At 39.1% G+C, this 11,108-nt stretch carries 10 protein-coding genes; 1 reads left to right on the plus strand and 9 read right to left on the minus strand.

Annotation, left to right across the window (positions count from 1 at the left end):
* Positions 1-112 precede the first annotated feature (112 nt).
* A complete protein-coding gene (locus tag LI164_RS10970; RefSeq protein ID WP_005342386.1) occupies positions 113-796 on the plus strand; it encodes a TetR/AcrR family transcriptional regulator in 684 nt (227 codons plus the stop codon).
* A 173-nt stretch (positions 797-969) separates the two neighbouring features.
* Here the strand turns inward: LI164_RS10970 and LI164_RS10975 are convergent, their stop codons facing one another.
* From LI164_RS10975 to LI164_RS11015, 9 genes are all read right to left on the minus strand, one after another.
* Positions 970-2,466 carry a BCCT family transporter gene (locus tag LI164_RS10975; protein ID WP_117606798.1) on the minus strand — a complete coding sequence of 499 codons (1,497 nt, stop codon included), beginning with the start codon at positions 2,464-2,466 and terminating at the stop codon, positions 970-972.
* Between the two features lie 90 nt (positions 2,467-2,556).
* On the minus strand, positions 2,557-3,861 hold the full coding sequence (grdH, locus tag LI164_RS10980) for a betaine reductase selenoprotein B (protein ID WP_117606797.1): 1,305 nt from the start codon (positions 3,859-3,861) through the stop codon (positions 2,557-2,559).
* Between the two features lie 14 nt (positions 3,862-3,875).
* A complete protein-coding gene (locus tag LI164_RS10985; protein WP_005342390.1) occupies positions 3,876-5,201 on the minus strand; it encodes a glycine/sarcosine/betaine reductase component B subunit in 1,326 nt (441 codons plus the stop codon).
* A 284-nt stretch (positions 5,202-5,485) separates the two neighbouring features.
* Positions 5,486-6,631 (minus strand): membrane protein, encoded by a 1,146-nt coding sequence (locus tag LI164_RS10990; protein ID WP_040015199.1) that lies wholly within the window; start codon positions 6,629-6,631, stop codon positions 5,486-5,488.
* Between the two features lie 90 nt (positions 6,632-6,721).
* The gene (grdF, locus tag LI164_RS10995; RefSeq protein ID WP_081445636.1) at positions 6,722-8,041 is read right to left on the minus strand and encodes a sarcosine reductase complex component B subunit beta; all 1,320 of its coding nucleotides are present in this window, start codon (positions 8,039-8,041) and stop codon (positions 6,722-6,724) included.
* An 18-nt stretch (positions 8,042-8,059) separates the two neighbouring features.
* Positions 8,060-9,346, minus strand: a complete 1,287-nt coding sequence (grdG, locus tag LI164_RS11000) for a sarcosine reductase complex component B subunit alpha (protein WP_227087129.1) — start codon at positions 9,344-9,346, stop codon at positions 8,060-8,062.
* Between the two features lie 322 nt (positions 9,347-9,668).
* Positions 9,669-10,397, minus strand: coding sequence for a TetR/AcrR family transcriptional regulator (locus LI164_RS11005; RefSeq protein ID WP_005330190.1), 729 nt, complete (start codon positions 10,395-10,397; stop codon positions 9,669-9,671).
* Positions 10,398-10,433: 36 nt separating this feature from the next.
* Positions 10,434-10,823, minus strand: coding sequence for a GrdX family protein (locus LI164_RS11010; RefSeq protein WP_005342399.1), 390 nt, complete (start codon positions 10,821-10,823; stop codon positions 10,434-10,436).
* A 63-nt stretch (positions 10,824-10,886) separates the two neighbouring features.
* Positions 10,887-11,108, minus strand: a 222-nt coding sequence (locus LI164_RS11015; RefSeq protein ID WP_227087130.1) for a hypothetical protein, incomplete at its 5' end; no start/stop codon positions are given.

An 11,108-nucleotide genomic window follows, 5' to 3' on the forward strand; every position in this document is an offset into this window, starting at 1 on the left:
CTATTTTCCACTAATTCAAACAATTTTACTCGCTTTTTTCGTGTATTTCATATATAATAAATACCATGACTAGGGCAGGCTTGTCTTAGTACTTTTTATTGGGGGATTTTTTATGCAACAAAAAGATCGTAAACAAATGTACAGACAGCAAACTATGGGCTACTTCATCAATGCTGCATTGGAGATCATTGAAGAAGAAGGTATCGACAGCTTATCTATTCGGAAAACTGCAGAAAAAGCCGGCTATAACAGTGCGACTCTTTATCATTATTTTTCAGATTTTGAAGAACTGAGAATTTTTTCAGCTATGAAATATCTGGATCAATATGCTAAGGATCTGCCGGCCTACTTAGAACCGGTTACAAGGCCACTTGAAAGATATCTGAAAATTTGGGAATGCTTCTGTCTCCACTCCTTCTCACATCCAGACATTTTCTGGCTGCTATTCTTTAAGCATGCAGATACGAACTGGGATTTTTCCTACTATTTTCACGCTTATTATGATATTTTTCCTGAAAGTTGGAGTGAAGATGCTGCAAATTACAAAAATATGCTTTCATCTGCTAATTTCTCAGAACGTGAATTTTTATCATTGACTGATTCTTTGAATAAAGAGAATATTTTTCTCCCGGAATCAGACATTCACAATCTGGCAACAATGAATATTATGCTTTATCGTGGTATGTTAGAGACATTACGGGAAGACTCTGAATATTTGACAATTGAAGAAGCGACTGCGACAACTGTTTCGTTTATCCGCAGAGCGCTTACATCCTATAATATTGATTTAGATTAAAAACACTTATTAAAACCCATATACAAACATTGTCGTTTTACAGAATTGTTTAATCAAAAGAGCTGAAGGATTCGAATTCTTCAGCTCTTTTTCTCACCTGATATATCCAAGAATGCTCCACACATTCCTTCTTCAGCTTTTTGTATTTAATTATTTTGAAAAAAACATTTTCACTATGCCTTTTCTTCCTTCAACACTTTAATAAATGCTGCAATCGTTCCAAACATTACAAAGATAAATAAGAACGCTGCTACAAGTGAGATTGTCTGAAGCGGTTTCAATCCACCAGCCATCAGAAGTCCGATTGCCATAACTGACTGGATAACTCCCCAGAGAATCTTTCTGCCATTTGGAGGATTGATTGCACCGTCCGTTGACAGCATAGACAGTACATAAACTCCTGAATTTGCAGATGTTACAAAGAATGCACACAAGGATACCAAGGCTACCAGTGATAAAATAAATCCAAGCGGATATTGTCCAAGCACTACGAAAAGTCCAACCTCCGGTGTTGCTACCGCTTCCTGGAGCTTTTCAATCGCCATAAGACCTTTTTCTCCAAGGTTGATACCAAGGTTACCAAATACTGCCCCCCAAATACAGGAAGCAATTGTCGGTACAAGTACTACACCAAGTACAAATTCTCGAATAGTCCGTCCTTTAGAGATACGTGCTACAAATACTCCAACGAACGGTGCCCATGCAATGAACCATGCCCAGTAAAACAGTCTCCAGCTTCCGAACCAACTATTGTCACTATAAGAATTAATCTTAAGTGCAGTTGGAATAAAATTACCGATATACTGACCCATACCATTTACAAATGCATTCAAAGTCTCTACTTTTGGTCCCACTATAAAGCATACTGCCAAAAGTCCGATTGCAACATAAAGGTTTGTATCAGAAATAATCTTAATTCCTTTATCCAGCCCGGATACTGCGGATCCAATATAAAGAAATGATACAATTATAATAATAATAATTTCTACTACTAAATTGATTGGGACACCAAATAAATAATTAAATCCGGCATTAATCTGCAATGTTCCAAGTCCAAGAGATGTTACAACTCCTGCAACTGTCGCAAATACACCAAGAATATCAACAACCTTGCCAAGCCATCCATTTGCAAGCTTCTCACCAATTAACGGCTCAAGCATAACACTTAACAAACCTTTTTTGTTCTTACGGAACATAAAGTATGCAAGTGCAAGACCGATAACTGCATAGTTTGCCCATGGAAGAATTCCCCAGTGCATAAAGAAATTCTCAAATGCAAAGTTTGCAGATGCCTGAGATGCTGCTTCAATTCCATCTGGCGGATTCAGATAATAAGTAAGCGGCTCAGCTACTCCCCAGAATACAAGACCAACTCCCATTCCACATCCAAATAGAAGTCCGAACCATGTTATATTACTGTATTCCGGTCTGGAATCATCGCTTCCTAAACGAATTTTTCCATATTTTCCAAATGCAAAATATACAATAAAGCCAAAGAATATAATCATAGAAATCAGATATAACCATCCAAAATCTGTGGTCAAAACTTTAAATGCCGCATTAGCTACTACCGTAAAACTATCATTAAATGCAACTGACCAGACTGCTATAATGCCGACGATAATCAGTGATACATAAAAAACTGTATTCTTACCTTTCTTTTCTCCCATATTCAATTCTCCTTCATCAAACTAAGCCAGATATAGTAGTGGGCAGATGTATAACCATCTGCCCGTTCACTCTAAATCATCGAACAGTCATCATACTTTAAATACTGTCTGCTCTTTAATATCTGTTGCCAGAGCCTCCAGAGCAACTTTTGTTCTGTGATAACGTAATTTCCACTGCTCTTCCTTCGGAGTATCAGGATCTCCAAGTGGATAAGGAATAGAAATTGTAGGTACGATTCTATTAGATCCTACTGTCTTAGCTACAGGCACCAGATTACACATCTGTACGATTGGGAATCCAGCCTTCTCAACCTCTTTTACCATCGTTGCACCGCAACGTGTACAGGTACCTCAAGTACTAACCATGATAACACCATCAACATGATCTTCCTGAAGATATGGAATGATTTCTTTTGCCATTCTGGCAGCCTCTGCCTCAGTTGTTCCTGTTCCTACTGTTGTATAGAAATATGGATGGAGGCTTCCATAAACTCCCTCTTTTTCTAATACCTTCAGTGCATCAATCGGAGTAATAACGTTTGGATCTGCGTCTGCTGCTGCAGGGTCAAATCCAGCATGAATTGTCTTGAACTCTCCACCTTTTAACCGTTCCATATTTGACACATCATAACGTCCCCAACGTGTTGCAGATGCTGACTGAATATGATCCGGATTATCTACAGGTACAATACCACCGGTATTCAGAAGTGCGATTCTTGCTTTTGACAAATCCTTGATAGCAGGAGCGATCGGTACTCGATCAAGCTTCGGAATCGGAAGCTCTGTCTCAAACGGCTGTCCATTTAATTTCTTAACAAGCATATCTACCATACGCTCATATGCCGGTTTTCCATCTGAAAGCCATACCTGATGACGGATTCCTCTCGGGAAATATCCTTCTTCATCCGCGGAGCCAACCGACTCACCAGCAAGAAGCTTGTTGGCAACTTTTGCCATTGCTTTTACATCCTGTCTCATCTTTGAAGCAATATTACCGCCTTTTAAGATATACATATCTTTTTTAAACATATCTACACCTGGCGTCTCCTCGTTCATAGATGTTACAACAGGTACACCAAATTTTTCTTTTACTGCCTTGCAGATTGTTCCACATGCAACGGTATAACGTCCTGCCTGAAATGCTGGTCCTGCAAGGAAAATATCAAACTCTTTATCTTCAAGCATTCCGAGAATTGTTGCAACTGCAGCGTCAGTATTGGTACCAATATAGTTGTCACCACAGATAATTGTATGGGTAACTTCTGCATTTAACTCTTTTTCAAGCTGCATTGCTGGTCCAATCTGACCTTCGTGGATCTCTGGTTCAATACCAGCTTTTTCTTCTCCACCAATCTGACCAAAAAACTGATTAATATATAAGATTGCTTTTTTCATCGCTATTGCCCTCCTTAGAATTCTTTCATTGTCTTCGGGGACCATCCAACTACCTGATCACCACAGAACATTGAGTTATTCTCCATAATAACGGATCCATCTTCTCTTACTGAAGGTCCTAAGATCTCATCTCCAGCCCAGCCACCGGACAGACCGTCTCTTGCTAACGACTGAAGTTCTCCAAGTACTGTTTCCATTGGAGGCAATTCAATTAATTCAGATACATTTCCACAGGATACAATTGCATCACACTTCTCATCCAGTGTTACAAGTGGCTGAGATGTACCATTACGTCCTGTACATTCATTGGTAACTCCAATTGTCTTAACACCGGCATCCTCAAGCGCAACAAGACATCCTACAAAGTCGGCATCCGGGTTGCCATAACCTTCTTCTGCGACGACCGCACCATCTGCTCCGAGTGTCTTTGCAATCTGTGCTACATAAAGTGCAGCACGTTCTTTCTGATCCAAAGCTACATTCAGGTTTGACATAATTACTCCGAGGAAATTAATTGTCTTACCATGCTCTCTGTAAAGAGCCTTGATATTCGGTGTGTTCTGGAAGTCGTATGTTGACCATTTTGATGATACAGGCATGAAACTTCCAGATACGATAGCGCCATCCAGTACCTCATTTGGATGCATTACTGTTGGAAGCATACGGTTCATATCCCAGCCATATGCCAGATCATTGTATCCCAGATTTTCCATCTGAGACTGTGGCTGCATAACATATACAACAGATGGAAGCTTTTCAATCTCCGGACTACGTTTGATCATCGCCTCAAGATCATAAACTTCTGTGTCTTCCGGTGTCAGTTCTTTTACACACTGTCCGATGAACTCTGCAAGTTTATGTCCTGCTCTTCTAAGTGCATCATTCTTCTTCTGTTGCTCATGCTTCTCAAAATCCTCATTCGTATCTGCTACGAGTACAATATTGTTCAAATAACCGAAGTATGTATATTTCTGTCCTTCACCACTCATGTCGATCAATCCATCCTGGAAACCTCCCCAGTGTTTTCCGACTACGAGTACGCTGCAGTTCTTTAATGCATGTAAAACTCCATCTCCTGCCTTTGCAAGTTCACTTGTATATCCAGGGAAAAGTCCTCTTCCATCCAATCTTACTCTAGGCTCGATTGCTTCCTTTACCGGACACATACGAATCTTATCTCCAGGTTTTGCAATATAAAGATCTGCCTCCGTGATTCTCTCATCTTCACGGATAAAATCAAGTGCTTTTTCTTTATTAATTGTAAGCACTCCGTCATCAAAGGATAACTTGTCGCCAAACTTGATATCCTTAACATAGAAATTGCCAATCTCCAGTCTCATGTGATTGTCCTCCTTTTCTGATTCATAGATAGTCTCTATGAACGACATTGATACATTTTTTAATAAGCGCGCTTATTTATTGTTTATGTTAAGATAATAACAGTAAGCGTGCTTATTGTCAATCGTTTTGTTAGATTTTTTCAATAATTCACAGTTAATTATCGACTTATTCTATTCATTTTCTCTAAATATTCTTTAATCGCTCTGTGGTCAATCACTTTTTAATTCCAGGCAACAAAGGGGGCGCTGATTTCTCAGCGCCCCTATTATCGGCAATTTCTATATTAATTTGCTTTCTTTTTATTCATCAGATCTTTGATGTTCTTGTAAATCATAAAGAGAATTAAAACTGCTCCAACATATCCATTTAATACATAGATAATATTAACCAATACTCTGAATGGAAGGAATAATCCTACAATTAAACCGAGAACTCCAAGAACAATAGTGAGAATCTTGAACTGTGATGTTCCCTCTTTTGCAAATCTAGAAGCTGGATTATAAAGGAGTGGAACCGCTGTTGTATAAATACCTGCAAATACAATAATTGCAAAGATAGCGGAGAATGGCTTCCAGATCTTAGCTGCAAGAATCAGATTTGGGATATCTGCATTCCATACAAATGTATCACTACTTCCAATCATCGGAGTATTAATGTTTGAAATCTGTGCGAACATTACTACTGCAATTGCCACACAAACTGCAACTGTTCCACCGATAATACCATAATTTAATTCTTTTTTCTTATTATTAGAACCAAGTGCTGCTGTAAAGCTTGCGAACCACAGGAGCACGAAACCGGCATATGATAAACCAGAAACAAGCCAGTTGGATCCTGCACTCTTAATTGTTTCCCCATTCGCTGCGCCTTCGTAAGCTGCATTTTTAATAATATCCAATCCAGCTCCAACATCACCGCCATCACGAATTAATGTAATAACTCCAATGGCAATACAAAGCACTACGATTACCGGTCCTACAGCACCGATGGCATCAACCATGGAGTTCAGTCCACCTACAACTGTAATCACTGCCAGTGCTGTCAGAACGACTCCTCCTACCCATGCCGGAAGTCCATATTCCTGATGAAGTGTAGAGGATGCTCCTCCTACCATAACGAAGAAGGACATGTAACAGAATAATGTGGAGTAATAATCACAGAAAGTTCCTACATACTTTCCACAAAAATGTTTGTATACATCATTTCCTTTTTCAAACTTCTGCTCTGCACCTGCTTTTGCAAAGTTAAAATTGTAATAAAGAAAAGCTACCAGGAATACCAAAATTACAAGTAATCCTTTTACTCCATATGCTGTATAATATTGAATGATTTCCTGACCTGTTGCAAAACCGGATCCAATTGTAAATGCAATGATTGCTCCCGCAAGTATCAGTACTCGTTTCCAACTCACCTTTTCCGCACTACCCATAATGTGCCCCCTTTTCATTCATTTCTTTTCTTATGAGCAATTACCGGCATATAAGCCGGTAATTGCTCAATGTATACTTATGTCAATGACTTACCACTCATCTTTTTCAAAAACAGTCTGCTCTGTTATCGGAGTCTGAAGAGCCTTGAATGCTCTTCTTACAAGTTTCTCACGAATCTTGTAGGACTCTTCTTCACCCTCAGTTGGATCTCCAAGTGGATAAGGAATACCAACAGCAGGGATAATTCTATTCGCACCGATTGTTCTGGAAATCGGAACAACTGTACACAGATGAACTACTGGGATACCGTATTTTTCAATACCTTTAACCATCGTTGCACCGCAACGTGTACAGGTACCTCAAGTGCTGACAAGAAGAACTGCATCTACATGCTCTTCAACTAATTTTTTACCAATCTCATCACCGAATTTGGCTGCTGAATTTGTAGCTGTTCCAGTTCCGGTTGTACTTGCAAAATAAGGATATAATTCTCCAAATACGCCTTCCTTCTGTAATTTACGAAGTGCATCAAGTGGGATTACAAGGTTCGGATTTTCCAGTACGAACTGTCTGTCATATCCACCATGGATTGTCATATAGTCATCTTTAGACATTCTGTCCATGCCTTCCATTGTATACCATCCAAACTTCGTCGCATTAGAGGACTCGATATGATCCGGATTACCAACTGGTACAATACCACCAGATGTAACGATTGCAATCTTTGCTTTGCTAAGATCTTCAATTGCTTTTCCTGGCTCTACACGGTCGAATTTCGGCATAGGAAGATCTGTCTCAAATGGCTCTCCTGCTATCTTTTTAAGCAGCATCTTAAGACCACGAGTTGCTCCTCTTTCTTCTGCGAAATAGTTCACACGGATACCACGCTCAAGATATCCTTCGATTGATGGTCCAAGAATCTCCTCGCCTGTAGCCAGTTTCTTAATCAATGTTACAAACTGTGGAACTGCTTTTTTCATAGTTGCAGCAGAGTTACCTGTCTTTACAAGGATTACATCCTGTTTAAACATATCAGCTCCAGGGTTCTCTTCATACATACCAGAGAGTACCGGAATACCGAGTCGCTCTTCAACCGCTTTACAAATTGTACCGCAAGCAACACCATAACGTCCAGCATTAAATGCAGGTCCTGCAACAAAGATATCAGGCTCGTATTTCTTTACCATCTCAACGATTGTATCTGTTGCTTTATCAAGATTTTCTCCAAAATAGTTGTCACCACAGATAACTGTTGCAACAATCTCATAATCATCGCCCAGTCCGTCATTCAGTGCCATACCAGGTCCTATAATTTCTTCTCTTACTTCCGGCTGGAAGTCTGCTTTATCTTCTCCACCAATTCCACCGAAGAACTGATTAAGATAATGAACGATTTTATATTTTGCCATAACTCTGAATCCCCCTTCTTAGTATCCTCTTGCAGCCAGTTTGTTAAATCCATTTGCGATTGTAGATGCGATGATAATCTGAAGCTCTGCCTCGAAAGATCCGTCTTCGTTGATACATCCAGCCCATCCACCAATCTGGCTTTCAATAAATTCCTGAGTTCCAATTACTCTATCCATAGCTGGGAACATCAGTGTTGCATTTCCCTGTCCACATGATGCAAGTGCTGTTGCCTCTTCACATGTATCTGCCAGAGATGCTGATTTACCATCTTTTCCTGGGAACTCATCTGTGATCAGGCAAACCTTTGTACCTACTCTCTCAACCTTTTTACAGTTCATCATGAGGTCTGTATCCGGGTTACCATAACCTTCCTCTGTAATCAGAACTCCGTCTAACTGCAGCCATTCACAGAATTTTGCAACCATATCGGAATGTCTCTCTTTATCAGCAAGGAATACATTCTCATTTGTAAGGATAACTCCCATAAAGTTAATGTCTTTTCCATGATGTTTGTAGCATTCATCAATAACCGGATTGTGGAAATGATGATATGTTGTAACTTTATCACATGGAGCCACACAGTTACCAGATACGATTGCTCCATCCATAATCTCTGTTGGATACATGAATGTCGGAACGATCTGTTTTGCATCTACACCATAATAATATGTGTCATGCAGAAGTCCCTGTGACTGAAGCATATGTATATATCCTATCTTTGGCAGATCAGGATACTGTGCTGCCTGCTCAAATACTGGTTTTGTCTCATATGTCTCAATTACATCTGGCTCAAGATTTCTTACAAGCTCCCCAAGATATGTAGCTACTTTCAATCCTGCCATACGTCCTGCTTTCTCATATACATGAGTTTCTAATCCATTCTTTGGTTCAATGACTACGCACAGATTATATGTTTTTGAAAATGGGCAATATTCTGCAGCCGGTCCGCTCATATCAATAACACCTTCCTGGAATCCAACGATTCTTCCGACTGTAACTACGCAGCAGCCATCTAAAGCATGTGTTCTTCCAGATCCAACCTGTGGTGATACCTTTCCGATAATTCCTGGGAAAATCTCTCCGCCGCTCACTTTCACACGTGGTTCAATGACATCCTTAACAGGTGTGATTCTTGTTGCCTCACCAGGTTTTGCAATTTCCAAATGGCATCCGATCAGCTTGTCGTCCTCCAATACAAGTGCTTCCACCTCTTCTTTGTTTACATACAATACGTGATTTTCCACATATGATTTGTCTGCAAACTGGATGTCCTTGATCTCAAATTTGCCGAGTTCTAGTTTCATACAAATTCCCTCCTTATGATTTGTAATCGCGATAACTTAACACTTAAAATATAATCACGTTTTTCATTTCCGAAAGCTGGCAATTTTTCTTTTACAAATTCCTCAAGCGCGCGGAATGTAATCATGATAACATATAAGTAAAAAAATATCTTTTTTTGCTTTTTATGTTTACTTTCAAAAAATGTAATCGTGATAACTTTTTTCCATGTAAGTAATTGCTTTTGATAGTTCTAATTATACACACATTTTTTAAATGCGCAACCCCCTTTTATAAATATCGTCAATAATACAAAATATCTATAGATGTTTTTGTGCAGATTGCCTATTTTTTATCATTCTTTTCACGTTTTTGTTTAAAATATCCGTCATATCCCTGCAATTCTGACGCAAGTGCCTTAACGATTATATCGAGATCATCTATAAATGAATGAACTCTTTCTTCGATTTCATCTTCTTCAATCCCGTCATCCATCACTCCTTTAAAATATCCTTTATACAAAATACAGGACATGCGATTTAAAATAAGCGCATTCTCCTCAGAAATTGCCCCTGCTTTCATGCATTTTTTACACATTTCAAAATCACGTCCCCAGAAATCTGCTGTTCCAAGCATCTCTGAAAAGAATTTGTTTGCCTCATTAATATTTTGTGGAAACATCTGATAGAATTCCTTCATAGCTCCACCCAAATATTCATTCGTATGTTCAAAAAACAGTCTATTATAATCTTTTGGATGTCGGAAAGCCTCCTGGCTGTAACAATACCACACACCCACATAGATATCCCATACTCCTCTCCAGGTTTTTTCCGCCTGATTCAGACGGATAATATATCCCTCCAGCGTATTCAGGCTGACATAATACATCAGTTCCGACTTGCTGTTAAAATAACGGTATAATGCAGCTGACGAACAGCCCAGCTCCTTCGCGATTCTACGAATAGAAAGATCTTCAGCCCCATCTTTCTCCATAATTTTACATACTCTTTCAATATAATCTTTTCTCGTTAAACCTTTGAAGTAATTCTGTGTTGTTTCTTTATTATCCAGCATTGCTCCACCGCCTATTCTTTTTCTTACCTGCTTTTTCTAACTAATTCTTGGAATAATATTGTCAATCACCGATAAATCGATTGTCTTAAAATCATTCGCCACCTTTTCCTGATAACTCTTTGGACTTGGTGCGATATCCTGCCACTCTTGATAAACCTGAATGCATTTGTCGATCAGCATGATATCTTTTATATTATCCTCTTCGCCCTTCGGATATACAACTACCGATCGATATGGTGTCTGATTCGGTTTCAGGCTGGATGCCTGCGGATGTGTCAGAAGCACATGCTTATCATAGACAAGATCTCTCACCTTAATCAGAACGTCTTCATACCCATCAAGAAGAATCACTTTCATCTGATCCTTATACTTCTCATACACTCTGTCGTTATTCGTTACCAATATTGCTTTTTCCAGCTCCCACATGATTGCCGTCTCCCTTCTTAACATCTCATTTCACTCAGATGCGTTTTAATATAGTATGTTTTACTATAGTTTATCATATTTTATCTTTTTTCGCAAATATTCTGTCATTAATTCATTTTGTAAATACGATTCAGTTACTATCTTTATAGTAGAGAAAAAGCTCGGATTTCTCCAAGCTTTCTCCCTGTTTTTAAGTTGTTGCCAACTATATGACCTCTCACTATAATTAATTAATGTATCCGGCTTTCTTAAGCTCTTCATGAGCTTTCTCAAGGTTTGCATCTG

It is taken from the genome of Dorea sp. 210702-DFI.3.125 (genome assembly GCF_020560945.1).
Taxonomy (GTDB): Bacteria; Bacillota; Clostridia; order Lachnospirales; family Lachnospiraceae; genus Dorea; species Dorea formicigenerans.

Bases quoted from the DNA above. Each gene is read 5' to 3' on its own strand.
- LI164_RS11010 (WP_005342399.1), bottom strand. From the start codon at position 10,823: ATGTGGGAGCTGGAAAAAGCAATATTGGTAACGAATAACGACAGAGTG.
- LI164_RS10990 (WP_040015199.1), bottom strand. From the start codon at position 6,631: ATGGGTAGTGCGGAAAAGGTGAGTTGGAAACGAGTACTGATACTTGCG.
- LI164_RS11005 (WP_005330190.1), bottom strand. From the start codon at position 10,397: ATGCTGGATAATAAAGAAACAACACAGAATTACTTCAAAGGTTTAACG.
- grdG (WP_227087129.1), bottom strand. From the start codon at position 9,346: ATGAAACTAGAACTCGGCAAATTTGAGATCAAGGACATCCAGTTTGCA.
- LI164_RS10970 (WP_005342386.1), top strand. From the start codon at position 113: ATGCAACAAAAAGATCGTAAACAAATGTACAGACAGCAAACTATGGGC.
- LI164_RS10975 (WP_117606798.1), bottom strand. From the start codon at position 2,466: ATGGGAGAAAAGAAAGGTAAGAATACAGTTTTTTATGTATCACTGATT.
- LI164_RS10985 (WP_005342390.1), bottom strand. From the start codon at position 5,201: ATGAGACTGGAGATTGGCAATTTCTATGTTAAGGATATCAAGTTTGGC.